This window comes from Nocardia suismassiliense, assembly GCF_900269665.1.
GTDB lineage: Bacteria > Actinomycetota > Actinomycetes > Mycobacteriales > Mycobacteriaceae > Nocardia > Nocardia suismassiliense.
This window is the reverse complement of record NZ_LT985361.1, coordinates 630,778-656,349: the sequence shown is the minus strand read 5'-3', so window position 1 is coordinate 656,349 and position 25,572 is coordinate 630,778. Positions and strand designations below refer to the sequence as shown.

General features: G+C 67.4%; 24 protein-coding genes and 2 tRNA genes. 11 read left to right on the top strand and 15 right to left on the bottom strand.

From position 1 onward, the window contains the following. Positions 1 to 32 precede the first annotated feature (32 nt). The gene (locus DBO33_RS02920) at positions 33 to 1,898 is read right to left on the bottom strand and encodes an ABC transporter ATP-binding protein (protein ID WP_107653661.1); all 1,866 of its coding nucleotides are present in this window, start codon (positions 1,896 to 1,898) and stop codon (positions 33 to 35) included. Positions 1,899 to 1,912: 14 nt separating this feature from the next. After that, entirely contained in the window at positions 1,913 to 3,736 is a 1,824-nt protein-coding gene (locus DBO33_RS02915) for an ABC transporter ATP-binding protein (RefSeq protein WP_107653660.1), read from the bottom strand. Between the two features lie 258 nt (positions 3,737 to 3,994). Here DBO33_RS02915 and DBO33_RS02910 point away from each other — a divergent pair, with 258 nt between their 5' ends. After that, a complete protein-coding gene (locus DBO33_RS02910) occupies positions 3,995 to 4,273 on the top strand; it encodes a putative quinol monooxygenase (RefSeq protein ID WP_107653659.1) in 279 nt (92 codons plus the stop codon). Here the strand turns inward: DBO33_RS02910 and fadD32 are convergent. Further along, positions 4,270 to 6,195 (bottom strand): long-chain-fatty-acid--AMP ligase FadD32, encoded by a 1,926-nt coding sequence (fadD32, locus tag DBO33_RS02905; protein ID WP_407670458.1) that lies wholly within the window; start codon positions 6,193 to 6,195, stop codon positions 4,270 to 4,272. The genes DBO33_RS02910 and fadD32 overlap by 4 nt on opposite strands. Positions 6,196 to 6,301: 106 nt before the next feature. After that, a complete protein-coding gene (locus DBO33_RS02900) occupies positions 6,302 to 7,549 on the bottom strand; it encodes a KasA/KasB family beta-ketoacyl-ACP synthase (RefSeq protein WP_107653658.1) in 1,248 nt (415 codons plus the stop codon). Positions 7,550 to 7,941: 392 nt separating this feature from the next. On the opposite strand from DBO33_RS02900, the gene DBO33_RS02895 reads away from it, so the two are divergent. From DBO33_RS02895 to DBO33_RS02880, 3 genes are all read left to right on the top strand, one after another. Next, positions 7,942 to 9,075: a DNA cytosine methyltransferase gene (locus tag DBO33_RS02895; protein ID WP_199856926.1), complete on the top strand. Its 1,134-nt coding sequence runs from the start codon at positions 7,942 to 7,944 to the stop codon at positions 9,073 to 9,075. After that, entirely contained in the window at positions 9,072 to 9,575 is a 504-nt protein-coding gene (locus DBO33_RS02890) for a very short patch repair endonuclease (RefSeq protein WP_267897874.1), read from the top strand. Before DBO33_RS02895 ends, DBO33_RS02890 begins: the two co-directional genes overlap by 4 nt. A gap of 246 nt (positions 9,576 to 9,821) precedes the next feature. Continuing rightward, positions 9,822 to 10,523 carry a DUF998 domain-containing protein gene (locus DBO33_RS02880; RefSeq protein ID WP_234390667.1) on the top strand — a complete coding sequence of 234 codons (702 nt, stop codon included), beginning with the start codon at positions 9,822 to 9,824 and terminating at the stop codon, positions 10,521 to 10,523. Here the strand turns inward: DBO33_RS02880 and DBO33_RS02875 are convergent, their stop codons facing one another. Further along, complete coding sequence (locus tag DBO33_RS02875) at positions 10,524 to 12,095, bottom strand: esterase-like activity of phytase family protein (RefSeq protein WP_234390666.1); 1,572 nt, start codon at positions 12,093 to 12,095, stop codon at positions 10,524 to 10,526. It abuts the gene before it with no gap. A 119-nt stretch (positions 12,096 to 12,214) separates the two neighbouring features. Between DBO33_RS02875 and DBO33_RS02870 the strand changes: the two genes are divergently transcribed. Further along, on the top strand, positions 12,215 to 12,607 hold the full coding sequence (locus DBO33_RS02870; RefSeq protein ID WP_107653654.1) for a RidA family protein: 393 nt from the start codon (positions 12,215 to 12,217) through the stop codon (positions 12,605 to 12,607). Between the two features lie 103 nt (positions 12,608 to 12,710). Next, a complete protein-coding gene (locus DBO33_RS02865) occupies positions 12,711 to 13,442 on the top strand; it encodes a maleylpyruvate isomerase family mycothiol-dependent enzyme (RefSeq protein WP_107653653.1) in 732 nt (243 codons plus the stop codon). Between the two features lie 54 nt (positions 13,443 to 13,496). Here DBO33_RS02865 and DBO33_RS02860 read toward each other — a convergent pair whose 3' ends face one another. Further along, positions 13,497 to 13,874 carry a hypothetical protein gene (locus DBO33_RS02860; protein WP_107653652.1) on the bottom strand — a complete coding sequence of 126 codons (378 nt, stop codon included), beginning with the start codon at positions 13,872 to 13,874 and terminating at the stop codon, positions 13,497 to 13,499. A 98-nt stretch (positions 13,875 to 13,972) separates the two neighbouring features. Further along, a complete protein-coding gene (locus tag DBO33_RS02855) occupies positions 13,973 to 14,305 on the bottom strand; it encodes a cupin domain-containing protein (protein ID WP_107653651.1) in 333 nt (110 codons plus the stop codon). A 240-nt stretch (positions 14,306 to 14,545) separates the two neighbouring features. Between DBO33_RS02855 and DBO33_RS02850 the strand changes: the two genes are divergently transcribed. Next, positions 14,546 to 15,328 carry a GlxA family transcriptional regulator gene (locus DBO33_RS02850; protein WP_234390665.1) on the top strand — a complete coding sequence of 261 codons (783 nt, stop codon included), beginning with the start codon at positions 14,546 to 14,548 and terminating at the stop codon, positions 15,326 to 15,328. Positions 15,329 to 15,845: 517 nt separating this feature from the next. Here DBO33_RS02850 and DBO33_RS02845 read toward each other — a convergent pair. From DBO33_RS02845 to DBO33_RS02835, 3 genes are all read right to left on the bottom strand, one after another. Further along, a tRNA-Arg gene (locus DBO33_RS02845) sits at positions 15,846 to 15,918 on the bottom strand. Positions 15,919 to 15,953: 35 nt separating this feature from the next. Then, a tRNA-Ser gene (locus tag DBO33_RS02840) sits at positions 15,954 to 16,043 on the bottom strand. A gap of 91 nt (positions 16,044 to 16,134) precedes the next feature. Further along, complete coding sequence (locus DBO33_RS02835) at positions 16,135 to 16,860, bottom strand: dienelactone hydrolase family protein (RefSeq protein WP_107659916.1); 726 nt, start codon at positions 16,858 to 16,860, stop codon at positions 16,135 to 16,137. A 117-nt stretch (positions 16,861 to 16,977) separates the two neighbouring features. Between DBO33_RS02835 and hisC the strand changes: the two genes are divergently transcribed. After that, positions 16,978 to 18,057 carry a histidinol-phosphate transaminase gene (gene hisC / locus DBO33_RS02830; RefSeq protein WP_107659915.1) on the top strand — a complete coding sequence of 360 codons (1,080 nt, stop codon included), beginning with the start codon at positions 16,978 to 16,980 and terminating at the stop codon, positions 18,055 to 18,057. 12 nt (positions 18,058 to 18,069) lie between these two features. Here hisC and DBO33_RS02825 read toward each other — a convergent pair whose 3' ends face one another. Then, positions 18,070 to 19,140, bottom strand: a complete 1,071-nt coding sequence (locus DBO33_RS02825; protein ID WP_107653650.1) for an alpha/beta hydrolase — start codon at positions 19,138 to 19,140, stop codon at positions 18,070 to 18,072. An 869-nt stretch (positions 19,141 to 20,009) separates the two neighbouring features. On the opposite strand from DBO33_RS02825, the gene DBO33_RS02820 reads away from it, so the two are divergent. Further along, on the top strand, positions 20,010 to 21,137 hold the full coding sequence (locus tag DBO33_RS02820; RefSeq protein ID WP_107659914.1) for a nitric oxide synthase oxygenase: 1,128 nt from the start codon (positions 20,010 to 20,012) through the stop codon (positions 21,135 to 21,137). Positions 21,138 to 21,147: 10 nt separating this feature from the next. Here the strand turns inward: DBO33_RS02820 and DBO33_RS02815 are convergent, their stop codons facing one another. From DBO33_RS02815 to DBO33_RS02800, 4 genes are all read right to left on the bottom strand, one after another. Further along, on the bottom strand, positions 21,148 to 21,405 hold the full coding sequence (locus DBO33_RS02815) for a DUF4235 domain-containing protein (RefSeq protein ID WP_107653649.1): 258 nt from the start codon (positions 21,403 to 21,405) through the stop codon (positions 21,148 to 21,150). Next, positions 21,402 to 22,031 (bottom strand): DUF3618 domain-containing protein, encoded by a 630-nt coding sequence (locus DBO33_RS43805; protein WP_107653648.1) that lies wholly within the window; start codon positions 22,029 to 22,031, stop codon positions 21,402 to 21,404. The genes DBO33_RS02815 and DBO33_RS43805 overlap by 4 nt, the downstream gene beginning before the upstream one ends. Beyond that, positions 22,028 to 22,441, bottom strand: coding sequence for a phage holin family protein (locus DBO33_RS02805; protein WP_107653647.1), 414 nt, complete (start codon positions 22,439 to 22,441; stop codon positions 22,028 to 22,030). Before DBO33_RS02805 ends, DBO33_RS43805 begins: the two co-directional genes overlap by 4 nt. A 129-nt stretch (positions 22,442 to 22,570) precedes the next feature. Next, entirely contained in the window at positions 22,571 to 23,872 is a 1,302-nt protein-coding gene (locus DBO33_RS02800) for a PucR family transcriptional regulator (protein WP_107659913.1), read from the bottom strand. Between the two features lie 219 nt (positions 23,873 to 24,091). Here DBO33_RS02800 and DBO33_RS02795 point away from each other — a divergent pair, with 219 nt between their 5' ends. Both DBO33_RS02795 and DBO33_RS02790 read left to right on the top strand, forming a co-directional pair. Continuing rightward, positions 24,092 to 24,850, top strand: a complete 759-nt coding sequence (locus DBO33_RS02795; RefSeq protein WP_107653646.1) for an ABC transporter ATP-binding protein — start codon at positions 24,092 to 24,094, stop codon at positions 24,848 to 24,850. Continuing rightward, on the top strand, positions 24,847 to 25,572 hold the full coding sequence (locus DBO33_RS02790; RefSeq protein ID WP_107653645.1) for an ABC transporter ATP-binding protein: 726 nt from the start codon (positions 24,847 to 24,849) through the stop codon (positions 25,570 to 25,572). Before DBO33_RS02795 ends, DBO33_RS02790 begins: the two co-directional genes overlap by 4 nt.

Genomic DNA, 25,572 nt, shown 5'->3' with positions numbered 1-25,572 from the left:
CCGGGCTGTAGCCCGCACCACACCAGCTCGCATCACACGAGGGATTCGCGCCAGGCCGCGTGCAGGCTGGCGAACCGGCCGGTGCCCGCGATCAGCTCGGCCGGGGTGCCGTCCTCCACGATGCGCCCGGCTTCCAGCACCAGCACCCGGTCGGCGATGGCGACGGTGGACAGCCGGTGGGCGATGATCACCGCGGTGCGCTCGCGCAGCACCGTTTCCAGCGCCCGCTGCACCAGCCGCTCGCTCGGGATGTCCAGGCTGGACGTGGCTTCGTCCAGCACGATCACCGCCGGATCCGCCAGGAATACCCGCGCGAACGCGACCAGCTGACGCTGCCCCGCGGAGAGCCGGCCGCCGCGCTTGCGCACGTCGGTGTCGAAGCCCTCCGGCAGCGCCTGCACGAAGTCGTACAGGCCGACCGCGCGGGCCGCCGCGAACACCTCCTCGTCGGTCGCGTCCGGCCTGCCGAGCCGGATGTTGTCGGCCACCGAACCGGAGAACAGATAGGACTCCTGAGTGACCATCACGACATTGCGGCGCAGATCGGCGTCGGAGATCCGGCGCAGATCGATACCGTCCAGGGTGACCACGCCGTCGGACGGGTCGTAGAACCGCGTCAACAGCTTGGCCAGCGTCGACTTGCCCGCGCCGGTGGCACCGACCAGCGCGACGACCTGTCCGGCCGGGATGTCCAAGGAGAACTCCGGCAGCACCTGACGTTCGGTGCCGTAGCCGAACGACACCCGATCCATCAGGACCGCGCCCGCGGCCTTCGCCAGCGGCGTCGGATCGGCCGGCTCCACCACCGAGGGCTCTTCCTCGAGCACGCCGGAGATCTTCTCCAGCGCCGCGGCCGCGGACTGATACGAGTTGAACACCTGGGCGAGTTCATCGAGCGGACCGTAGAACTCGTTGAGGTACAACAGGTATGCCGCGAGCACGCCCACCGCGAGATTGCCCTCGATCACCTGCCAGGCGCCGACCAGGATGATGATCACCGTGGTCAGGTTGCCGAGCAGCCTGGTCAGGCCCGCGTAGTCGCCCATGCCGCGCATGGCCGTGGTGGTCGCCTGCTGATATTCGGCGTCCTCGTAGGCCAGCACCGACTCGTTGCGCTGCTCGCGGCGGAAGGTCTGCACCGCGCGCATGCCGCCCATCGACTCGACGAACTGCACGACCACCTTCGCGATGGCGCCACGGGTGCGGCGGTAACCGGCTCGCTGCCTGCGCTGCGCCCACCGGGTGACGAACACCAGTGGCACGAAACCGATCAGCACGATCGCGGCCAGCATCAGGTCCAGGTAGATCAGCAGCGCCGCGATGGTCACCACCGAGAGGATCGCGCTCAACGCCTGGTTCAGCGCGCTCTCCAGCAGTTCCTGCAGCGTCTCGATGTCACCGGTGAGGCGCGCGACGACCTTGCCCGAGGTGTACTTCTCGTGGAAGGCGACGCTGAGCCGCTGCATGTGCGTGAACGAGCGCACCCGCAGGTCGAACAGCACGCTCTGGCTGAGCCTGCCGGACACCCGCAGGAACAGGAAGGTGGTCGCGATGCCGAGCAGCACCGCGCCCAGGTAGCCACCGACCGTCCAGGTCAGCGGAGCCCAATTCCCTTGGCGGCCTTCGGCTATGCCTTTGTCGAGCCCGTACGCGACGAACAGCGGCGCCGAGACCATCGCGGCGTTGTCGACCACGATGAGCACCAGCGCGAACGCCGCCAGCTTGCGGTAGGGCCGGACCAGGTCGAGCAGCAGCCGGCGAGATCGCTCGGCCAGCACCAGGTTTCCGGCCTGGGTGACCTCCTTGTCCTCGCTGGCGATGCCGCGCCAATCGGCGGCTTCGTCGCTTGGTTTGTCCAGTGCCGTCGAATTCTCGGTGGTAGTCCCGTCTTTCGACATGACTGTCTCCGTACTCACCGCTGTTCACCTCCCATCAGGTCGCGGTATCGGCTGCTGGTGCGCAGCAGGTGGTCGTGGGTGCCTTCGGCGACGATCCGGCCCTCGGCCAGCACCGCCACCCGGTCGGCCAGCGCGGCCGTCGAGGGCCGGTGTGCGACCAGCAGCGTCGTCGCGCCGGCCAGCACGGTGCGCAGTCGCTCCTGCACCCGCTCCTCGGTCTCCACGTCGAGCGCGGACAGCGGGTCGTCGAGCACCATGATCCGGCTGCGACTGCCGGGACTCGCACCGCTCAGCACGGCGCGAGCCAGCGCGAGCCGCTGCCGCTGGCCGCCGGACAGGCTGAGTCCCTGCTCGCCGATCCTGGTGTCGAGGCCCCACGGCAGGTTGTCCACGAACTCGGTGGCCTGCGCGACCTCCAGTGCGCGGCGCACATCGGCGTCGGTGGCCGTCGGGTCGCCGAGCGCGACGTTCTCCCGCACGCTCGCCGAGAACAGCACCGGATCCTCGAACGCGACCGAGACGAGCGAACGCAGATCGGTCAACCGCATGGACGCGATGTCGATGCCGTCGATGGTGATCACGCCGTCGGACAGGTCGTAGAGCCGTGGAATCAGGTTGAGTAGTGCGGTCTTTCCGCTGCCGGTCGCACCGACCAGCGCGACGGTCTCGCCGGGTCGAATTTTGAGCGAGACATCATGCAGCACTGGCGATTCCGCGTCTGGGAACGCGAATTTCACGCCTTCCAAACGCAATTCGCCGACAATCTTCTCCGGCAACTCCACCGGATCGGCCGGGTCAGTGATGTCGACGGGAGTGTCGATGATCTCCCAGTACCGGTCCCCCGCTGTGCGGGCGTCGTTCAACTCGGCCAGCAGGAAGCCGGTCCAGATGATCGGCCACTGCAGGAAGTTCGCCAGCGTGATCGCCGCGACCAAGGTGCCCAGCGTCATCGAGCCCTGCACCACCGCGTAGCCGCCGAAACCGAGCGCGAACGCGATCGCCAGCTGCGGCAGACCGGTCATCGCCGACCACAGCCGCGCGTCCAGCCGCACTTTGTGCAGCTCGGTCTGCTGGAGTTCGCGCGACTGGGCGAGGAACCGCCCGCCGAAGAACACGCCGCGCCCGAACGCCTTCAGCACTCGCACACCCTGCGCCGACTCCTCGGCGATGGTGGCCAGGTCACCCGACTGATCCTGGGACTTACGTGAGGCGAGCGAGTACTCGCGCTCGAAGCGAATGCAGATGTAGGTCAACGGAATCGAGATGATCGCGAAGATCAGCCCGACCTGCCAGCTCAGCCACACCAGCACCAGCAGACCGACCGGGATGAGGATGATGTGGATGATCAGGAACGGACCGGCGAACGCGACGAAGCGGCGCAGGGTGGCCATGTCGTCGACCGCCCTGGACAGCAGCTGTCCCGACTCCCAAGCTTCGTGGCGTCCGATCGCCAGCGACTGCAGCTTGCGAAAGATCTTGGCGCGCATCGTGATCTCGACCATGGACGCCGGCTTGGAAACCAGCCAGCGGCGCCCCCATACACCGAGGGCTTCGAGGAGGCCGAGCACGAACACCAGCAGCACGGGCGCGACGGCCGCGCCGAGATCGCGCTGGGCGATCGGTCCGTCGATGATCTTGGCGATCACCAGCGGGATGACGATCGCGGTCAGCGAGGCGAGGATCGCGAGCGTGGTGGCGCCGAGCAGCGCGCGCCGATACGGGCGCACGTAGGGCCAGAAACGCCGCAGCGAATACAGGCGACCCGGCACGGACGCACCGGGCCGCTCCGGTCTGTCGGCCTCCTGATCCACCGTCGCGACATCAAGTGCAACCGACATAGTTCCCCCTCGAGGTCTGTGGATGGCAGGGTCGAGAACCCGGACACTCGGTGATGTTCGCATCGAGGTCCGACATTTCAGGGTGGCAGCATCACCCGGATCAGCCAACTGGTTTTCCGGGCTCGCCGATACCCCGGTGGTGGCATCCGTGCTGGACATCACGGTCGTTTCACAGGTAGCGCCGACTTCCATGAGCCAAGCCAACAACCTCGAGCAACCTCGAGGTCAAGGGTCGATCCGCCGAATAGACTGCGCGGCATGCTGATCGTCGCCGGGTATCTGAAGGTCACCGACCGGGACCGCTATCTCGCCGCCTGCCGCGAGGTGGTCGAACTCGCCCGCGTCGCCGACGGCTGCCTGGATTTCACGCTCGGCGCCGACCTGGTCGAGCCCGACCGCGTGAATATCTACGAGCGCTGGACGAGCAGGGCCGCGGTGGACAAGTTCCGTGGCACCGGGACCACAAACGACCTCGGCGCCCACATCGTGGGCGCCGAGGTCAGTGAATTCGACTGTGCGAACGAGGTGCGGCTCTAACGAACTCCCGCGCTCTCCCGCTCCGCCGCAGGGGCGTCCGGGAAAGCTTGCTGCTGGTAGCCGCCGCGCAGGGTGCCGTCCAGGTACGCGGCTCGGCAGGCCCGTCGGGCGATCTTGCCGCTGGAGGTCCGCGGGATCGAGCCCGCGGGCACGAGCAGCACATCGCGCACGGTGACGCCGTGCCGCTGTGAAACCGCCGCCCGCACCGTGTCCGCGACCGGTTCGGTCTCCAGCTTTCCCGCGCCGGTGTTGCGTTCGGCGACGATCACCAACTGCTCGGAGTTGTCGTCGGCGTCGAACTTCAGCCCGGAGTGACTGCCCTTCTCGAAGACCAGCGCAGGCAACTCGTTGGCGGGCACCGAGAAGGCCGCGACGAAACCGGGGCGCAGCGCGGTGCTGGATTCCTGTGCGGAGAACTCGAGGTCCTGCGGGTAGTGATTGCGACCGTCGACGATCACCAGATCCTTCACCCGGCCGGTGATGTACAACTCGCCGTCGAGGTAGGCACCGTAATCGCCGGTCCGCATCCAGTGCGCGTCCTCCGGTGTGCCCTCCGCATGACTGCCCTGCGGCTGACGGGCCGCGAGTTGGGCCCGGAAGGTGGCCGCGGTCTCCTCGGGACGCCCCCAGTAACCGATGCCCATGTTCTCGCCGTGCAACCAGATCTCGCCGACCTCACCGTCGGCCCGCTCGACGCCGGTCTCCGGATCGACGATCGTCGCCCACTGCGACAACGCCACGTAACCGCAGGACACCTGCGCGATCGAGTTCTCCGCGCCCTCCTCGACCTGAACCATCCGGCCCGAATTGAGCTGGGCGCGATCGACATATACGACCCGCGCCTCGTCCTCGGCCTTGGTCGCGGACACGAACAGCGTCGCCTCCGCCATGCCGTAGCAGGGCTTGATCGTCGTTTTCGGCAACCCGTACGGCGCGAATGCCTCGTTGAATTTACGCATCGACGAGACCGATACCGGCTCGCTGCCGTTGATCAACCCGATCACATTCGACAGGTCGAGCTCTTCGCCCGGTTTCGGCTTACCGCGCGCCGCGGCGTGTTCGAAGGCGAAATTCGGTGCCGCCGCGAAAGTCCCGGCACCGTCGGAGGCGGCGGCCAGTTCTTTGATCCAGCGGTACGGACGGCGGACGAACGCGCTCGGCGACATGATGGTGATGAATCCGCCACCGACGGTCGGCAGAATCACGCACAGCAGACCCATGTCGTGGAACAGCGGCAGCCAGGTGACGCCGCGCGAATTCTCTTTGACACCAATTGCATCGATCATCTGCAGCAGATTCGTGCCGACGGCCCGGTGCGTGATCTCCACGCCCGCAGGCGTTCTGGTGGACCCGGAGGTGTATTGCAGGTAAGCGACGCTGTCGATATTGATATCCGGGCGCACCCAGGTCGCGCCGACGCTGTCCGGAATCGCTTCCACCGCAATAATCCGCGGCCGCTGTACCGCGGGCAGATGGCGGAAGAAGTTCCGCACACCGCCCGCCGCGGAGCCGACGGTGAGAATCGCGGCGGGCGTGCAGTCGCTGAGCACCGCGGTGAGCCGGTCGGTGTGCCCCTGCTCCTCCGGGTCGAACAGCGGCACCGCGATATTGCCCGCGTAGACGGCGGCGAAAATGGAGACGACATAGTCGAGCCCCTGCGGTGCCAGAATCGCTACCCGGTCACCGGGTTTGGTCACCTGCTGTAGCCGGGCCGCGACGGCCCGTAGCCGGACACCGAACTGCCGCCAGGTCAGCTCGTGGTACTCGCCGTCCCGTTCCCGCGAATAGTCGATATAGCGGTAGGCGAGGTCGTCGCCGTTCTCCGCGCTGTGCTTGTCGACGAAGTCGATCAGGGTCTTGTCGCCGCGGATTTTGATATTGCCCTGGTCGTCCAAATAGTCGTCGAAGGTCTCGTCGATCATCGCCTTATCCTTTTGCCAAAGCACGCACACAGGCCGTGCAGCTACACCGAACACAGGTCGATAACGAAGCGTCGGGAAGGCTAGCAGGTGCGCAGCCTTCCGACGCTCAGTACCGCCCGAAGGCGATCGCCACGTTGTGTCCGCCGAAACCGAACGAGTTGTTCACGGCGTAATCGATCCGACCCGGCCTGCTCTGCCCCTTGACCACATCGAGGTCGATGGCGGGGTCCTGATTGTCCAAATTCAGGGTCGGCGGGACGATTCCGTCCCGAATGGACAGCACGGTGATCACCGACTCCAGCGCACCGACCGCGCCGATCGAGTGCCCGAGTGCGGATTTCGGCGCGTAGACCGAGGTGTGACTGCCGATCGCGGACGAAATGGCTTGCGCCTCAGCGGTATCCCCGATCGGGGTGGCGGTGGCGTGCGCGTTCACGTGGGTGACGTCCTTCTTCGACAGCCCGGCCTTCTCGATCGCCCTGGTCATCGCGCGCGCGGCGCCCTTGCCCTCGAGATCGGGCGCGACCAGATGGAAGGCGTCGGAGGTGATGCCCGCACCCATGATCCGCGCGTGGATGGTCGCGCCGCGCGCCTTGGCGTGCTCCTCGGTCTCGATGATCATCATCGCGCCGGCCTCGCCGAACACGAAGCCGTCCCGGTCCTTGTCGAACGGGCGCGACGCGCTCTTCGGATCGTCGTTGCGGGTGCTCATCGCGCGCATCATGGTGAACGCCGCGATCGGCACCGCCTGGATGGAGCCCTCGACCCCGCCGGTGACGACCATGTCGGCGTCGCCCATCACGATCATCTGCCACGCGTTGGCGATCGCCTCCGAGCCGGACGAGCAGGCCGACACCGGCGTGACCACGCCCGCGCCCGCGCCCAGTTCGATGCCGACGCAGGCGGCCGATCCGTTGGGCATGATCCGCTGCACGGTCAGCGGTGAAATCTTGCGGTAGCCACCGTTTTTGATGCGGTCCCGCGCGTCGATGATGTACTCGCCGCCGCCGAGGCCGGTGCCGATGGCGACGCCGAGCCGGGTCTTGTCGACCTCCGGGCTACCGGCGTTGCGCCATACCTCGCGGCACAGGACCGTGGCCATCTGCTCGACGTAGGACATGTTGGTCGCCTCGACCCTGGTGAGGCTCTCGGCGGGCGAGACCTTCAGGTGCCCGCCGATGCGGACCGGCAGTTCGAACTGGTCGATGAAGCTGTCCTCCAGGACGTCGATCCCGCTCTCCCCGTTGAGCAGGCCTTTCCACGTCGAGTCGATATCGCCCGCGATCGAGGTGGTCGCCGCCAGGCTGGTGACCACGACGTTGGGAAAGCTCCTGTTTTTCGAAGGTATCTGCATGTTCGCTCACTTTCCCTAGCGTGACGACTAAGAAATTTGTCGAGCCCAAAACCTTGTGGAGCAGAGACGCTGTGTGGAGCAAATGCGTTTCGCATGCGGACGCGCCGCCGAGCACGTGGGGCGGCGTCCGCGCGGATAGCGCTGGAGCGCAGGCAGATCAGCCTGCCGAGCCTGTCATCAGGGCCGCACACATGATCGGCCGATGAGCATTATCGAGCAGCAGCAGACCGATCATGTTGCTGACACGCGGACGGTACCAGGCCACCCTCGGGTTTGCTCCGTCGCGCCGTCATGGCGGTGTTCGCGGACGGCAACCGGCAACTCGAGTAACCTCTGCCGGGCACAGGGGAACCGAGAACGCGAAGAAGGGACAGTCGGTGACGGGCGCGCGCATGGTCGGGCTGTTCGCCGGGATCGGCGGGCTCGAGCTCGGCCTCGCCCGCAACGGCTGGCAGTCCGAGCTGCTGTGCGAGATCGACGCGGGCGCGCAGGGCGTGCTGTCCGCCCGCTTTCCCGACGTGCCACTGCATTCCGACATCACCAGCCTGCGCGCGCTACCGGCGGGCACCGAACTGGTCGCGGCCGGCTTCCCCTGCCAGGACCTCTCCCAGGCCGGGCGCACCGCGGGCATCACCGGCAAACGCTCGGGGCTGGTCGACGAGGTGTTCCGGCTGGTGCGCCGCAAGCGCGGGCCGCGCTGGCTGCTGATCGAGAACGTGCCGTTCATGCTGCAACTCGGTCGCGGTGCCGCGATGCGCCACATCACCACCGCCCTGGAGGAGCTCGGCTACACCTGGGCCTATCGGGTGGTGGACGCACGCGCGTTCGGCTTGCCACAGCGGCGGCAGCGGGTGCTGATGCTGGCCTCCCGGACCGAGGACCCGCGTGGGGTGTTGTTCGGCGAGGACGCGGGCCCGCGGATCGTCGGCGACGCGGACCGCGATCCGTGCGGCTTCTACTGGACCGAGGGTGTGCGCGGGCTGGGCTGGGCCGTGAACGCGGTGCCGACGCTGAAGGGTGGATCCGCGCTGGGTATCGCGAGCCCGCCTGCGGTGCGACTGCCGTCCGGCGAGATCGTCACACCCGGCCTGGTGGATGTGGAACGGCTGCAAGGCTTCGAGCCGGATTGGACCGCGCCCGCGGGTGACGTGCCGGGTATCCGGCAGGGGCATCGGTGGAAACTGGTCGGCAATGCGGTGAGTGTGCGAATGGCCGGGTGGGTCGGGTCCCGACTGGCCGCGCCGCTGACTCCGCTGCCCGGTGACCAGCCACTACCGCCGGGAACACCGTGGCCGGTGGCGGCCTGGGGACACAACGGGGTGGCCCATCGGGTGGCGGTGTCGACCTGGCCGGTGCACGAGCCGTACGAGGACCTGCGGAACTTCCTGACCGACTCGCGACTGCTGTCCGCGCGGGCGACCGCAGGGTTCCTGCGCCGCACCGGCATGGGCAGCCTGCGGTTTCCGCCGGGATTCCTCGATGATGTGGAGAGTCATCTCGATCGCATGGGCGGCTGGGCGGCATGAACGACTCGCGGGACGGTCTCGACGACGCGCCCGGCGATGCGCAGGAGCAATCGAGTGACCTGCGGCCGGTCGGGCGCGCACCCCGTCCGACGACCGATGCGGCGACCAGCGCGCGGATGGCGCGGCAGCGGCGCAGCGGGACCAAGCCGGAGCTGGCGTTGCGCAGGGAGTTGCATCGGCGTGGGGTGCGGTATTTCGTCGATCGCGCGCCGCTGCGTGGGCAGCGGCGGCGGGCCGATCTGGTGTTTCCGCGACTACGGGTGGCGGTGTACGTCGACGGTTGCTTCTGGCATCGGTGCCCGCAGCATGCGACCGATCCGCGCAACAACGCGCAGTGGTGGGCCGACAAACTGGCCGGAAATGTGGCGCGGGACCGGGCGACCGATGCGGCGTTGACGGCAGCCGGCTGGCAGGTCGTTCGCGTGTGGGAGCACGAAGACGCGGTGGCCGCCGCCGATCGGGTGCAGGCCGCGCTGAGACACCGACCTAGCGGGACCTGACCCGGACCAGGGTGCGCGGTGCGTGCGCGGCGAGGTAGCTCGATGCCACCATCACCGACATCACGGCTATTCCGGCGGCGGCTGTTGCGAAGCCGATCATGTGGGACCTCCTTGGGAACGCTTCCCTGACAGCCTGTCGGTCGAACCTGACAGGAGCCTGTGTGCTGGTTGTCAATGGCGTGTGTTTGCCGACGCGCTGACCTACCGTTCGATCATCGGTCCGGCGGCAGGGAGGAGAATGGATCCGTGACGAATAGCCAGGAGGTCGCCGAGCGGCGCACGCGAGTGGCGTCCCTGGCGATCGCGGCGGCGATCCTGATCGCGGGCGTCTGCTACTCGTCCTGGGTGCTGGAGTTCTTCCTGCAGGTCGACGTCGACCCGGTCAACTCGTTCCTCAGCGAGTTGGATGCCGAAGGCAAGCCCTATCGTGCGGTGTTCGCGACTGCGGACAAGATCGTCGGCGCGCTGCTGATCCCCGCGGCGATCGGCGGACTGCTGACTTTTCCGCGGCGCCGGTTGACCACCATCGGCTGGGTCGCGCTGCTCTGCTTCGGCGCCGCGACGATCGCCGATGTGTTGCTGCCACTGAAGGATTGCACCGCGAGCGACAGTGCGTGCGGTGGTGAAAGCGAGCTCTTCCCGCAGTTGCACCAACCGCACGCACTGTCGAGCACCATCGCGGTCACCTCGATCGCCGTCGCCACCTTCGCGTTCAGCCTGGCCGCGTTCCGCTATCACCGCTGGCGGATCCTGCGCGAAGCCGGGCTGGTCGTGCTGGTGGTCGGGTCGGCGGCAACCGTGTGGATGCTGGTCGCCGACAACCTGTCCGGCAATTACGCGCTGGGGATCGCTCAGCGGATCCAGGTCGGTTCGATGTCGCTGTGGCTGATCACGTTGGCCGCCGCCGTGATCCTGGAGGGTCGCGAGTGGACCGATCGCGGCGATTAGCTACTCCACCGTCAGCTTGACGGTGTGCTCCGCGGTCTTCGCGGGCAGCTTCGTGGTGTCGACGAAGAGGACCTCGCCGCTGTCCTGCACGCCGTTGGGCAAGGTCTTGGGCTTCAGCGCGAACGGCGGCTGCTCGCCTTTGCTGCCGGCCAGACCGAAGTCGCTGTCGTTGGCGATGTAGAGCGTCTTGCCGCCGTCCAGGGTGGCCACGCCCTCGATCTTGTCGTGGCCGAAGAACTTTCCGTCGGCGTCGAGTTCCCGGACCAGCGCGGCGAAGTCGAGGTTCTTGGTCTTGGCGGCCGGGGTGACGCCCGCCTCGGTCAGCGCGGCGACACCGTCGGCGGTCGAGACCGAGCCGACCAGTGCCTCCAGCGACTTGCCGTCGATCTGCAGGCCGAGTTCCGGAACGTACTGCGCGCCAGGCACCTTCGCGTCGGGGCCGACATCGGTGGCGTTCGCGATGTCGACGGTCCACAGCTTCTTGTCCGCCTTCGGCGCCAAGCTGCCGTCGCGTTCGTCGATCAGGAAGGTGGTCGCGCTGAGCGCGGTGATCTCCGAGTCGGCGACCTTGCTGCTCTTCGGGTTCTCCAGCGGGACCACGAACTCCTTCAGCGCCTTCGTCTTCAGGTCGACGGTGACGATGCGGGTCAGCGGTGTCTCCTTGGCGGAACCGGTGAGGCCGGGCGTATTCAGGCCGCTCTGCATCAGGCCGACGAGGGTGCTGCCGTCCGGGGTGATCGTCAGGCCTTCCATGCCCTGGTTCGGTGTGCGCAGCGAAAGTTCTTTCGGCAGACCGGATCCCGGGGCGAGCCGCTCGATCTCGGCACCCTTGGCGTCGAAATGCACCAGGAAGGGGCCGTATTCGTCGGAGACCCAGAAGGTACCGTCGGGCAGCGCGACCAGCCCCTCCGGATCGAGGCCGTGATCGGTGGGCGGCAACACATTTCCGGCCAGGTCCTTGATCGTTTCGCCGGTGTTCGCGGCGAGGTCGACCTGACCGTTGAACGGAACGCCTGCCGCGGTGTGCAAGTCGATGCTCGATTGCAGCACCGCACGGGTACCGACCAGCTTGAACCGGCCGATCTTGGGCACGAAACTCGCTATCGGCGCCAGCTTCTCGTTCTTGCCGGGCCCGTCCACGTTCGGCCCGCGGTCGGTGAGCCCGTAGAACTCGTCCGTGCTGCCCGGCACCGGTGTCCACGCGGAGCCGAAACCGCTGCCCTGCACCGTGGTTCCGCCGAACTCACCCAGCGACGGAATGTCGGTGGTGTACAGGCGCACCGCGTCGGTGGTGGTCACCTTGAAGGCGTCGGAGCCGCGGTAGCCGGCGTCGGGGGTGTAGACCAGCGCACCGTCCACCCGGCGGCTCAGTGTGCCGTGCTCCGGGTCGGCGATGCGGACGGCGGCGCTGCCACCCGTCTTGCCGAGCAGGTCATCCAGCGAGATCACCAGCGGCTGGTCCGCGGTCGCGGTGAAATCCGCGGCCGAATTCGCGGAGGAACAGCCGGCGGCCAGCGCGCCGACACAGAGGACGGCGGCGGCGGTGACGCGAGGACGAGAATGAGCTTTCACCGGGACTGCCTACCCCGCCGATCCGACTTCTGACCGACGCGCAGGTGACAACTCGGTGTCGAACATCGGCGTTGCTGCCCGTTGACTGCCCGATCGACGCCCCATGCGATGCTGTCGCCATGACCGCACGCGTGAACATCTCCTCCGGCTCCGAATTCGAAGACATCGTCGGCTACAGCCGCGCCGTCCGACTCGGCAACCACGTCGCGGTCAGCGGCACCACCGCCTCGATCCCCGGCGGCAGCGCGGTCGGCGGCGACGACATCGGCGAACAGACCAAGGAGACCCTGCGCCGCATCGGCACCGCGCTCACCGAGGCGGGCGCGAGTCTCGCCGACGTTGTCCGCACCCGCATCTTCGTCACCGATATCGCTCGCTGGCCCGAGGTGGCCAAGGCACACGCCGAGGTCTTCGGGGACATCCGGCCGGCCACCGCCATGTACGAGATCAGCGCCCTGATCACCCCCGCGCTGCTGGTCGAGATCGAAGCGGACGCGATCGTCGCCGAGTAGTCCCGCGTGATCGACGGGACATGACGATTGCTCGCTGCCGTCCTGTCCCGTTGATCATGAAGAAGCCCGGCAGGGTCTGCCCGGGATCGCTAGGGTCGGAACTGTGACCAGTGCTGCTTTGGAAGGCCCCGTCTCACTCGACATTCTCGCCGAGGCGACCGATCGTTTCCTCGACACCGCGCGCAAGCTGAGCAACGACGACGTGCACGAACCGTCGCTGCTGCCCGGCTGGACCCGCGGACATGTGTTGGCGCACACCGCGCGCAACGCCGACAGCTTGCTCAACCTGCTGCTCTGGGCGCACACCGGCGTGGAGATCCCGCAGTACGCGAGCATGTTCCTGCGCGACTTCGACATCGAGGCCGGTGCACCCCGGCCCGCCACCGAACAACTGCTCGACAATGAAGCAGCCGGCAAACGCTGGTTCGCCCTGGCCGATTCGTTCACCGAGGACGCCTGGCACGCGGAAGTCCGTACCCGCCAAGGGCGGCCGATCCCCGCCAGCGAAGTGCGGTGGATGCGCTTGCAGGAGGTGGAGATTCACCACGTCGACCTGAACGCCGGGTACACCCCCGCCGATTGGCCCGCCCCCTTCGTAGCCCGCGTACTGCACCAGGCGACCGTCGACATGAACCGAATCACCGCCGCCGCAACCGAACCCGTTCCCGGCTTCGAACTCGACGCCACCGACACCGACTTCCACGGCATCGTCGGCGCCGATGCCCCCACCCGCTCCGTGGCTGGTCCCGCGTCGTCCATCGCCGCCTGGCTCATCGGGCGGTCCGATGGTTCCGATCTCACCGGTGAGCTGCCCGAGCTTCCTGCCTGGAAGTAGTGCTGTCCGACAGCCGAATGAGCCGGTCGCGCAATGGGTCTCCGTCGCTGAAGGTCAGCGGAAGGTCTCGTACAGGCGGGCGTCGGTGGCGATGCCGAAATGACCGGTGATGAACTCGTTGCACTCGGCCCTGGGATGGGTTTGCGTCGCGTCCATCTCAGGGTGCGGGCCCGCGTAGGCGTGGCGCTGACTTGTCTGCCGGTACGGGCCGAACCCCAGTCCGCCACGGGTGACGAACACACCGAAGCAGTCGGCTTCCACGGTGAAATACCCGTCGCCGCCCGGGCAGAAGCCCGTCGCCCCGGTCACCGACCGATCGAGCACACAATCCCTCGGCTCCGCCGCCGCCGAACCGGCGGTGGCGATGGTCGCGGCCGCCACGACGCCGAAGAAGGTCGAACCAGTGATGATGCGGCGCCCAATAGCTGCCATTTCGATCTCCGTTCGTTAGGCCTTTCGGTGCAATGTAGCGGCCGACTCCGCCTCCCCCGAGCACCTTCGCTGACCCCACTTCTGGTGGCAGCCGCGACCTAACCTTCGGGATAGAAAACGAACAGCGTGCAACCGGTCACCGATTGCGGAATGTGCGAGGAACCCGCAGGGGCGTGGATGAAAGAGCCTGCGGGATAGTCGCGTACGCCGTCGTTGAAGACACCGGAGACCACGAAGACCTCCTCGGGGCCCGGTTCGTGCACGTCGATTCCCTGCCAACACGTGTTCGGGTCCAGTTCGAGGAAGTAGGCCTTGGCGCCATTGCTGCCGAGCCACAGCGTGCGTGCGCGGATACCGGGAAACAACTCGCGGACCGGGGCGTCGTGCGTGGTGGACCACTCGTATCCGGTCATGTTCAAGTCTGTTGCCATGCAGCCAGCCTCGTCGACCGATGCCCTGTCGGCCGAGTGTCAGAAATGACATCCTGAGGTACTTTTCTGCCATGCATCGAGTCGTCGCACTGGTCCACCCACCCCAGTCGACGTTCGAACTCGGTTGCGCGGCAGAGGTGTTCGGGCTGGAGCGACCCGGAATTCCGGCCCCGATACGCCTTCAGCGTGTGCACCGAACAGCCAGGATCCGTCGCGACGTACGCGGGGTACGACATGGTCGTGACCGACGGACTCGACGCCCTGGACCAAGCCGACACGGTGCTGGTCCCCGGCTGGTTGCCCACCGAGGAGACACCCTCCCCCGCCGTTATCCGGTCCCTCCGGCACGCGCATGATCGCGGTGCGCGGCTGGTCAGCATCTGCACCGGCGCTTTCGCGCTCGCCCACACGGGCGTCTTGGACGGACGCCGAGCGACCACCCACTGGGCCCGCGCCGACGAACTGTCTGCCCGCTTCCCAGCCGTCGAAGTCGATCGCGACGTGCTCTATGTCGACCACGGCGATGTCGCCACGAGCGCGGGCGCCGGCGCAGGCATCGACCTGTGTCTACACCTCGTCCGCACGGATCACGGCGCCGGATACGCAGCCCAAGTCGCCCGGAGCATGGTCATGCCACCACACCGCGAGGGCGGGCAACTGCAGTACGCCGCACCGCCCCATCCCACCCAGATCGACGGCTCCCTGGCACCGCTGCTGGAATGGGCCACCGACCGCCTCGGCGACCCCCTCACCGTCGAGGACCTGGCCGCCCGAGCCGCAGTCTCCACCCGCACCCTCGCCCGCCGCTTCACCGACCAACTCGGCATCGGACCAGGACAGTGGCTACTGGCCCAGCGGATCGCCGCAGCCCAGGAACTCCTGGAAACCTCGGACCTCCCCGTAGAAGCCGTCGCCCGCCACGTCGGCCTCTCCTCCGCCACCAACCTCCGCCGACGCTTCCTCCGCGCCCTCGGCACCACCCCGGGTGCCTATCGCAGAGCGTTTCGAACCGACCCGCGATGAGTCTCTCGCTGGTTTCTCAGCCCGCGTGAATCCCGTAGCACGGGAATAGGTTCCAGAAACACGAGCAGATTCATCAGGAATCTCCACGCACCTCGGAGTGAGCTGCGTTCTAACGGTTTCTGGTCGGCGCCCCGGCGTAGGGTGGTGCCACCTCCAGCTCAGGGGCGGTATGGAATTTGTCCAGCCATACCGTGCCGAGAAGGGAGGTGGTGGGTTTGGCGAAACATCGCCGGGCAAAGAGCAAGGCCCCGGTCGACTACGGCATCTTGCTTGCAACAACTGCCGTGGTCGCCGGGGCGCTCGTGCTGGTCCGCTGGTTGAGGGGCTAGATAACCCATCAGGTGGGGCGTCGAGGGCAATCGGCGTCCCACCGCCAGCATCACTTGCGTGATGACCCAACTATACCGGGTCAGGCGAATCTCGAGCGAAGATGAACCGAACCCCAAGCGAATCGATCTCGGTAGACGAGGGGCGCGAGAAGGCCCCTCCCGATTACCCGAGAGGGGCCTTCATCTTGTGCGGCTGAAGGGATTCGAACCCCTAACCTTCTGATCCGTAGTCAGATGCTCTATCCGTTGAGCTACAGCCGCATGGTTATTCAGTTGTGTACCGGTTGCCCGGGTTGTGGCGGAGGCGAGAGGATTTGAACCTCCGGTCCCCGTGAAGGGACAACTCATTAGCAGTGAGTCCCATTCGGCCGCTCTGGCACGCCTCCTGGAGCCTTCTCTTCGAGGGCACCGGTCCTTTCGAACCGCCGAGCATGAAGATTACAGGAGCCGTTGTCCAGATCGCAAAACGGCTGGTTATCAGCGTAAGTTGCTGTCGAACCAGTCGAAAATACGGGTCTGGGAGTCGACCAGACCGTTGTCGTCTTCGGTGGCGGGATGATCGGCGCGGTGGCGCAGGCCGGGATAGCTGACGACCAGGCTGGCCACCGCGGCTCGGCCGGTCGCGTCGCGTAGTCGTTCGACCTCCGCGGGCGGGGTGGCCGGGTCGTCGGTGCCGAACAGTCCGAGCCACGGCGCCTGCAGGTGCGGGGCGACGCGGACGAGCGCGTCGGCCTGTTCGGTGAGCGGTTCGACGATGCCGGGCGCGGCGACGCTGACCGCCGCGCCGACCGGGCGGTTGGTGGCGACCAGGAACGCGGCGGTGCCCGCGGAGTCGAAGCCGAGCACGCCGATGGTGTCGGGGAACACCCCGTGCCGGGTCAGCCAGTCGAAGCAGGCGTCGAAGTCGTCGAAGAGCTCGTCGCCGAACACCTCCGCGACCGATTCGCGGCCGGACCGGTGGAACAGGTTGGGCGCGACCACGGTCCAGCCCTCGGAGGCCAACGAATTCATCAGCGCGAGCAGCGCACCGGTGAACTCGCGGGATTCGTGCAGCATCACGATGCCGCCGCGGGCATTGCCCTCGGGCTCCACCACGATGATGGGCACCTGGGTGTCGGCGGCCTGATGTTTCGAGCCGGTCTCGGGTTCGGGCGACGGGTCGTCGCGGCGCAGGGGGGCGAGGTCGTTGTAAGTGCCCGACATGAAACCAGCGTAGGGCGACTTCTTGATCTTCGGTAGAAATTGCTGTTGGGGGCCCATCGACCACAGATTTTCCGGTACGCGGGCCATGCTTTGCGCTGCGCCACCTATGGTTGGTATGTGACAGCGTCAACCCGGCCGGACCTCGATTCGATTCCGGCGTATGTTCCCGGCCGCAACCACCCCGGCGCGGTAAAGCTCGCCAGCAACGAGACCACCTTCGGCCCGCTGCCCGCCGCGGCCAAGGCGATCGCCGAGGCCGCCGAGCTGGCCAACCGGTATCCGGACAATCTGGCCCTGGAATTGCGTGCCGCACTGGCCGAGTTCCTGGGCGTCGCGCAGGACAACGTCGCGGTCGGCTGCGGCAGCGTCGCGCTGTGCCAGGAGCTGGTGCAGATCACCTGCGACGCACCGACCGACGAGGTGCTGTTCGCTTGGCGCTCCTTCGAGGCCTACCCGATCGTCACCAAGGTGGGTAACGCGACCGCCGTCCAGGTGCCGCTCACCCCGGACCACGTGCACGACCTGGACGCGCTGGCCGCCGCGGTGACCGAGCGAACCAAGCTGATCTTCGTCTGCAACCCGAACAACCCGACCGGCACCGCGGTCGGCAAGGCCGAGCTGACCCGCTTCCTCGACACGGTGCCCAAGCGGGTGCTGATCGTGCTGGACGAGGCGTACTTCGAGTACCTGCGGCTGGCCGAGGAGGACTACCCGAACGGTATCGAGCTGGGTCGCACCCGCCCGAATGTGGTTGTGCTGCGCACCTTCTCGAAGGCGTACGGCCTGGCCGGCCTGCGCGCGGGTTACGCGGTGGGCGATCCGGCCGTGATCACGGCGCTGACGAAGGTGCACATCCCGTTCAGCGTCAACCGGGTCGCGCAGGCCGCGGCGATCGCGTCGCTGGAGGCGCGGCACGAATTGCTGGACCGCACCCACGCTTTGGTGCTCGAACGCGACCGCGTGCGGGACGCCCTGCTGGCCGCTGGTTATCAGGTGCCGCCGAGCGAGGCCAACTTCGTCTGGCTGCCGCTGGGCGCGCGCAGCGTCGAGTTCGGCGAGGCCAGTGCCGAGGCAGGCGTGCTCGTCCGGCCCTACGGCGGCGACGGGGTGCGGATCACCACCGGCGATCCGCATGAGAACGACCTGTTCCTGAGTTTCGCCACCGATCCCGCAGTGCTGGAACGCTTCTCGATCTAGACCGCGACCGGATCAGACACCGAGGGCACCCGCCACGACCGGCCACGACCGGACCAGTTCGTCGGCCCAGTACGGCCACGAGTGGGTTCCGGTCGGCCGGAAGTGGGCGGTGACCGGGATGCCGAGGACGCGGAGCCGATCGGTGAGGCGGTGGGTGCAGATGTTGGTCGCGGCTTCCAGTGGGCCGCCGAAGCTGATGGCGGTGGCCACGTCGACGTCGGGGTTGCCGGGCACGTCGTGGATGCCGGGTATACCGCTGCCGACGGACATGTAGATCGTCTTGCCGCGCAACGCTTCCGCGTGCAGCGTCACGTCGTGGTCCAGCCAGGCGGGATCGTCTTGCGGGCCGAACATGTTGTCCGGCTCGCCCTGATAGGTGGCGACCACGGTCCTGGCTTGTGCCTGGCCGAGGTCGGTGCCCATGGAGAAGCATCCGCTGTGCGCCGCGATCGCGGTGTACAGCTGCGGGTTCCGGAACGACAGCATCATCGCGGCCTCGGCGCCCATCGAGACACCCATCACGGCGTTGCGCCCGTTGCCGTTGAACTTCGCGTCGATCAGCGGTGGCAGCTCGCGGGCCAGGAAGGTCTCCCACATGTTGGTGCCGAGTACCGGGTCGGGCTTCTTCCAGTCGGTGTAGAAGCTGGCCGGGCCGCCGACGGTCAGCACGACATTGACGTTCTTGTCCTCGAAGAACCGGTCGGCGTGGCCCATTTCGGTCCAGTTGTTGCTGTCGGGGCTCGCGCTGCGCCCGTCGAGCATGTAGACGGTCGGACGGGGTTTCGATGTGTCCCGCGGCAGCAGCACCTGCACCTCCACGGCGCGGCGCATGGCGGGCGATTCGACGAAGACCCGCAGCCACCGATCGTTGATGGGTTCGATGCGGTCGATCGCCGGTTTCGCGGCCCGGCCCGTGGTGGGCTCGGCGGGGGCCGGGCCGTCCGAGGAGCCGGTGCTTGGTTTGGGGGCATCCGAAGGGGCCGCCGACGACTGGGGAGCGCCGAACACCACAGCACCGGAAACCAGTGCCGCACTGACCAAGACGCTGGAAACCCAGCGCCGCATCCTGCGCCGAGACAGCATGCGACCCATCCTGCCAGAAATGTGTGGATCGCTCGGGCGGCCATAGCGAGTCGCAATAATGTGTGACCAGGGCCACGTTTGGTGTTCGGAGCGCAGGTATTCGAGCCCTGCCAGGGGCGTTGCAGTCCCGCTGACTGGCCGATGGCAAAGGTGGCTATCCGGCGGGCCACCGTGCGTCCGGCAATGCTGTTGCCGAGATCACGCAGATCCGCCGACAGACCGCGTTGCCCACCCGCGCGACCGCAGTATCCCGGTGACGCGGCTTGCGGCGGCGCTCCAGCCGCGCGGGATGTCGACGGCGCCCCACCCGCGGGAAGTCGGCTGCGATCCACCCGCGCGGACATACGGGTCGCGCAGCTTGCACGAACGGGGTCCTTCGACCCATGAAGCACCACCGCGAATGGCAATCCTGCGCACTCAGCAAACACCTGGTGCGCGAACCCATCACGCCGTCAATGGGACTCGACGCCACCCGTTTTCGCTCCGCGACTCGGTCCGACCCAGCAAATCCAGCAAATCCGGGCACACCGCCAGCACACCCGCCGTACGCTACTCTCCGGGCCTCTCCCGGGCATGAACAAGGACGCACATGATCGTGGATCCGCACTATCGGCACCGAGCTCTTCGCGCTGCGCTTATGCCCAGCAAGCGGACCGGCCGCTCGGTACGGAGTCGCGACAGCCCACGGCGGCGCGCACTCCCCTTCGAGCCGAAGCTAATTCGCGGCATCGCCCTGCGTACCCACCCGCGCGGACCACCGGCGGCGACGGTGTCGGCCACGCGCCCGTACGAATTCTCCCGCTCGAACTTGTCTGTTTCACCGCAGTACCGATGCCCGACCGGAGAAAACCGTGAATCCTGTGTTACCCGTGCCACCGTTCGAAAACTCCCCCGACACAGAGCCTTTCAGTACCGATCTGAAACGCCGGCTCCGTGAGTGCGACGAATTCTTCCGCATGCCGGAACTGGCCCATCTGTCGTCCCAGCGCCGCCGCACCGCGCTGGAGCAGCTCGAACAGACCGGCGGCTATCTGCAGACCGCCGAGGAGATTCTGATCGGCGCCAAACTCGCGTGGCGCAATCACGCCCGCTGTGTCGGCCGAAAGCATTGGCGCTCCTTGAAATTGCTCGACGCGCGGCGCGTGCGGTCCGCGCGTGATCTGGCCGAGGTCTGCTGGCAACATCTGCAGATGGCCACCAATGGTGGTGCTATTCAATCGATGATCACCGTCGGACCGCCGCGGCAGCCGGACGGGCGCGAGTTCCGGATCGTCAGCCCGCAGCTCATCCGCTACGCCGGTTACCGCAACGGCGACGGCACGGTCACCGGCGATGCGGCGAATGTGGCGCTCACCGAGTTCGCGATGAAACTCGGCTGGCGCGGCGCGGGAACACCTTTCGACATTCTGCCGCTACTGATCAGCACGCCGGACGAGCCGATCCGCTGGTTCGACATTCCGCCCGAGCTGGCCCGCGAAGTGGAACTGGAGCACCCGGAGTTCGAGTGGTTCGCGGGGCTGGGCCTGCGCTGGCACGCGTTACCCGCCGTCTCCAACATGAACCTCGAAGTCGGCGGTGTCACTTACCCGTTCGCGCCGTTCAACGGCTGGTACCTGGGCGCGGAGATCGGCGCACGCAATCTGAGCGACACCAACCGCTACAACATGCTGCCGCTGATCGCCGAAATGATGTGCCTGGACACCCGTTCCGAGCGCACGCTGTGGCGGGACTCGGCGCTGGTCGAGCTCAATCGCGCGGTGCTGTACAGCTTCCGCAAGGCGGGGGTGTACATCGTCGATCACCACACGGTGGCCAAGCAGTTCTGCGATCACGTCAAACGGGAGGAGGCGGCGGGCCGGACCTGCCCGACGGACTGGAGTTGGATCAACCCGCCGATCTCGTCGGGTCTGACCCCGACGTTCCACCGGTATTACGATCCGCCGGACCCCGACATCCGCCCCAACTTCGTCCGCCGGGATTTCAGCGGCGACGAATGAACCGGCCCGATTACTCGGGCCAGGTGCCGGTCAACGACTTGTAGCCGGTCGCGCCCGCCCGGTCGATGGCGGCTTTGACGAGACCGAAGATGGCGCCCTGGAGCGCGGCGGCGATCAAGACCTCGCTCCAGGTGTAGTTCCGCGCCGTGGCGCTGGGTGCTTCGTCCTCACCGCTGACGGTGCGCCACACGCGGGTGAACGCCGCGTTGGCCGCGAGGCCGCCCACCACGCTGACCAGCATGCCGAGCGGCTTGTACAACGTCTTCATGCCTGCCGCCTGCGCAGGATCCACCAGACGATGAGCGCCGCGAGTGCCGCGGCACCGGCCACGGCGGCGGGTTGCCGACGGGCCACCTCCGCAGCCTGCCTGCCGCGTTCGACGACCGGCTCGGGGGTGGCGGCTTCGGCTTTGTCGACCAGGTCGCGCGCCTGCGCTTTGGCCTGCTGTGTCTTCTCCTCGGTGGCCTGCTTCACCTGCGCGGCCTTCTCGACGGTCGCCGCCTCCACCTCAGCGGCCTTCCTGCTGGTGGATTCCTTGGCCTCCGTGGCCTTCTTGCTCGCGGCCTGCTTGGTCGCGGCGGCCTTCTTGGCTGCGGCTTCTTTGGTTTCGGCCGCCTTGCGGCTGGCGGCGGACTTGGCCTGCGCGGTCTTCTCGGCGGCGGCTTCGGTTGCCTCCGTTGCCTTTTCGCGCACCGTGTCGGCGGTATCGTGCAGCTTGTCCTGCGCTCGACCCTTGACGTCCAGTTTGTCGGTCAGTTCCGAAACCGTCTGCCCCAGTTGTTCTCTGGTCGCATCACGGTCCGCGCGCAGTGCTTCCTCTTCGATCGGTCCGCTCACGATCGGCGTGTCGACTTCGGTGGTGTCGTCGGCGGCCCGGCGTCCCTGGTCGCTCATCGGTGTCTCCCGTCCTTGATGGTTTCGATGTCGCGTTTGACGCCCGCGGCCGCTTCCTGCGGCACCGGCGGGACCGCCTCCTGGACGTCCTTCTTGCCGAGGAGGGCGAGTACGGCACCGACGACCACCAGCACTCCACCGACGATCAGCGCCGCGGCCCACGCGGGTAGCGGGATCGCCAAGGCGAATATCGCCGCCGCGATCAAGGCCGCTCCGCCGTAGAACGCCAAGAGGGCGCCGACGCCGGCCAGCCCGGCACCACGGCCGATGAGTTTGCCCTTTTTCTGTACCTCTAGCCTGGCCAGCTGCAACTCGTCCCGGATCAGCCTGCTGATCTGCTCGGTCGCGTCGTTGACCAGTTCGCCGACCGACCGAGTCTCCGCCGGTGGCGCGCTCCGCGCTTCTGTCATTTGGCACCTCCCAGTCGACGGCCGGTTACCCGGCGTCGCGGGTGACAAACACGCGTTCTGGGCGGCGGTAGGTGAGGGCGACACCTATCGCTCCTGCCCGGGACACCAAACGTGGTGTCGGTCAACAACTCAGGAGCCGACTGGCGCCGCGGGCTGCTGTAGCTCGATCGCCACCAATAATTCGATCAGGTCGTTGACGCTGCGGACGCTGCGGCCGGTGAGGTCTTGGATGCGGCGTAGGCGGTATTTGGCGGTGTTGTGGTGGATGCGCAGGGTGTCGGCGGCTTCGCGCAGGTTCATGTCGGCGGCGGCGAAGGCGCGGATGGTGTCGGCGAGTACGCCGCCGCGGGTTCGGTCGTCGGACAGCACGGCCGCGATGCCGGGGTCGATGAGGTGGCGGGCGGTGTCGTCGGCGCGCAGCATGAGGTAGCGGAACGGGGTGATGTGCGGCAGCGCCAGGACGCCGCCCGCCTCGAGCAGCAGACCGAGGGCGTTGCGGCTCTGCTGATACGCCGTCGGTAGTTGCGCGATGCCGGCGACGACGGTGCTGACGCCGACGGCGAGGGTGATGCCTGCCGCGCTGAGTTTGCGCTGCATCGCCTGTAGTCGCTCGCAGAGTTCGCCGGTGCTCGCGCTGCGGTTGAGCGCGGGCACGGCGATGATCTCGGTGCCTCGCACCACCGCGAGGGTGCGCAGTCCGTTGACGCCGACACCTGCCATCGCCGCGGCGGCGAGTTGTCTTGCCTCGGTGTCGGTTCCGTCCTGCGCCGCACGCAGCTGGCTGTCGAGCACGGTCGCGGTGACGACCACCATCGCGGCGGTGCTCTCCGCGCCGATGCCGTGTGCGCTTGCCTTGGCGAGCAGCGGTCCACGCTCGGGCAGTGCGCCGGCGAGCAGCCGTTCCAGCAGGTCCTGTCCTTCGCGGCCGAAGTCGGCCGAGCACGCCTGCTGGAACTCGAGGTAGGCGTTGGCGGCCTCGGTACTGACCAGATCGTTGTAGCGCGCCAGCGGCGCGACCATCGACAGCGCGGCCTGCCGCCCGGCCTCGGATTCACCGGCGAAGGCCAGCAGCGCCTTCCACGTCGCCTGCTGGCCGAGCCGGAAGGCGGTGATGTAGTCGACCAGCGTGAGCCCGGCCCTGGCTCGGCGCACCGCGGCCCGGCGGGTGTAGGCGAGCTCCTCGACGGTCACCTTGCGGTGCTCCAGGAACGCGCTGAGCCCGGACCGGCACAGCCTGGTGAGTTGATCGTGCACATCGGCGTGGAAGGTGCTGTCGCGAGCCGCGTAGCTGGGAATCTGGGCGAGGATCGCCGACAGTCCGGCGTCGGCGATCTGCTCCGCCTGGGCATAGGCGTTGCCGATTATTCGAATGCGCTCGGCCTGTACTTCGTCCGGATACACCGTGCTGTCCGAATGTGACCCAGCTGACATATGCGGATACTCCATCGCTGTATCGGGGGTGTCAACACGACTAGAGCCGGGCCGTCCATGTCCGGCGAGGACAACATCGCGGGCCGGCTTTGGCCTCCACGGCCGATGTGCCCGCTGACCAGCGCACTTAGGCTGACCATCTGCACTCCAGGCAGGCAGCTGAAGTTGTTGTCGCGCAGGGATTTTTTCCCACGTCTCAAACGTGGGCTGGGAGGCCGAATGCTCGAAATATCCGACCTGACCGTCCGCTTCGGCGGCATCACCGCATTGCACGAGGTCGGATTCCGGGTGGAGCCGGGACAGATGGTCGGCCTGATCGGACCCAATGGCGCCGGGAAGACCACACTGTTCAACTGCCTGACCCGCCGCCATCTGCCGGATTCGGGTGCTGTGCGCTATCTGGACACCGATCTGCTGACCGTGCGACCGGATGCGCTCGCCGCGCTCGGCATCGCCAGAACCTTTCAGAATCTCGGGCTGTTCCCTCGGATGTCGGTGCGCGACAACGTCCTGGTGGGCGCACACCACCGGGCCGGTGCCGGATTCACCAGCGCCGCATTGCGGCTGCCGCGCGTGCGTCGCGAGGAACGAGCCCTGCGCAGCGAAATCGACGCGCTGCTCGACCGTTTGGAGCTGGCCGACGTCGCCGATCATCCGGCTGCCGGGCTGCCGTTCGGGACGCTCAAACGGATCGAACTGGCCAGGGCGCTGGCCGTCCAGCCGCGGTTGCTGCTGCTGGACGAGCCGGTCAACGGACTCAACCACAGTGAGGTCGGCGAATTCGCCGATCGCTTGCGGGCGCTGCGCGACGAGTCGGATCTGACGGTGATAGTCGTCGAGCATCACATGGGGTTCGTCATGGGCACCTGCGATCGGGTGGTCTGCCTGGATTTCGGGCGGCTGATCGCCGAGGGCGATCCCGAAGCGGTGCAACGTGATCCGGCCGTCATCGCGGCGTACCTGGGGACGGCGGCATGAGTGCGGAACCTTTCCTGTCGGTCACCGACCTGCGGGCCGGATACGGCGGTGCCCAGGTCTTGCACGGGGTGAGTTTCACGGTCCACCGCGGCGAGGTCTGCGCGATCCTCGGCGCCAACGGTGCGGGGAAATCGACCCTGCTGCGCGCTATCTGCGGCATGATCCGGCCGCGCGGCGCGGTTCGGCTCGACGGCGCCGAAGTCACCGGACGCGCACCGGAGGCGATGGCCCGGCTCGGCGTCGCCCACGTGCCGGAGGGGCGCGGCACCTTCATGCCGCTGACCGTCGAGGAGAACCTGCGGCTCGGCGCGTATCCGCGTCGCGATCGCGCCCGCGTCGAGACGGAACTGCAGCGGGTGTTCGGCTACTTCCCGGTGCTCGCGGACAACCTGCGCAAGCCGGCCGGTGGCCTGTCCGGCGGCCAGCAGCAGATGCTCGCCATCGGCCGGGCGCTCATGCTGGCACCCCGGCTGTTGCTGCTGGACGAGCCGTCGCTCGGGCTTTCGCCGCTGGTCACCCAGGAGCTCTTTCGCATCGTGCACACCATCAACGAAGAGGAAAAAACCACGGTGATCGTTGTCGAGCAGAACGCTCATCTGGCACTGGAGAACGCGCATCAGGCGCATGTGCTCGAGACCGGCCGAATCGTATTATCCGGCACCGCCGCCGAGATCAAGGCCGACGAGCAGGTCGCCCGGTCTTACCTCGGATACCGGGTGTAA

Coding starts and splice junctions, on each gene's coding strand:
- DBO33_RS02860 (WP_107653652.1), bottom strand. CDS start 13,874: ATGGCAGCTATTGGGCGCCGCATCATCACTGGTTCGACCTTCTTCGGC.
- DBO33_RS02870 (WP_107653654.1), top strand. CDS start 12,215: ATGACCGCACGCGTGAACATCTCCTCCGGCTCCGAATTCGAAGACATC.
- DBO33_RS02815 (WP_107653649.1), bottom strand. CDS start 21,405: ATGAAGACGTTGTACAAGCCGCTCGGCATGCTGGTCAGCGTGGTGGGC.
- DBO33_RS02825 (WP_107653650.1), bottom strand. CDS start 19,140: ATGCTGTCTCGGCGCAGGATGCGGCGCTGGGTTTCCAGCGTCTTGGTC.
- DBO33_RS02795 (WP_107653646.1), top strand. CDS start 24,092: ATGCTCGAAATATCCGACCTGACCGTCCGCTTCGGCGGCATCACCGCA.
- DBO33_RS02835 (WP_107659916.1), bottom strand. CDS start 16,860: ATGTCGGGCACTTACAACGACCTCGCCCCCCTGCGCCGCGACGACCCG.
- DBO33_RS02910 (WP_107653659.1), top strand. CDS start 3,995: ATGCTGATCGTCGCCGGGTATCTGAAGGTCACCGACCGGGACCGCTAT.
- DBO33_RS02890 (WP_267897874.1), top strand. CDS start 9,072: ATGAACGACTCGCGGGACGGTCTCGACGACGCGCCCGGCGATGCGCAG.
- DBO33_RS02790 (WP_107653645.1), top strand. CDS start 24,847: ATGAGTGCGGAACCTTTCCTGTCGGTCACCGACCTGCGGGCCGGATAC.
- DBO33_RS43805 (WP_107653648.1), bottom strand. CDS start 22,031: ATGAGCGACCAGGGACGCCGGGCCGCCGACGACACCACCGAAGTCGAC.
- fadD32 (WP_407670458.1), bottom strand. CDS start 6,195: ATGATCGACGAGACCTTCGACGACTATTTGGACGACCAGGGCAATATC.
- DBO33_RS02900 (WP_107653658.1), bottom strand. CDS start 7,549: ATGCAGATACCTTCGAAAAACAGGAGCTTTCCCAACGTCGTGGTCACC.
- DBO33_RS02920 (WP_107653661.1), bottom strand. CDS start 1,898: ATGTCGAAAGACGGGACTACCACCGAGAATTCGACGGCACTGGACAAA.
- DBO33_RS02805 (WP_107653647.1), bottom strand. CDS start 22,441: ATGACAGAAGCGCGGAGCGCGCCACCGGCGGAGACTCGGTCGGTCGGC.
- DBO33_RS02895 (WP_199856926.1), top strand. CDS start 7,942: ATGGTCGGGCTGTTCGCCGGGATCGGCGGGCTCGAGCTCGGCCTCGCC.
- DBO33_RS02855 (WP_107653651.1), bottom strand. CDS start 14,305: ATGGCAACAGACTTGAACATGACCGGATACGAGTGGTCCACCACGCAC.
- DBO33_RS02800 (WP_107659913.1), bottom strand. CDS start 23,872: ATGTCAGCTGGGTCACATTCGGACAGCACGGTGTATCCGGACGAAGTA.
- DBO33_RS02915 (WP_107653660.1), bottom strand. CDS start 3,736: ATGTCGGTTGCACTTGATGTCGCGACGGTGGATCAGGAGGCCGACAGA.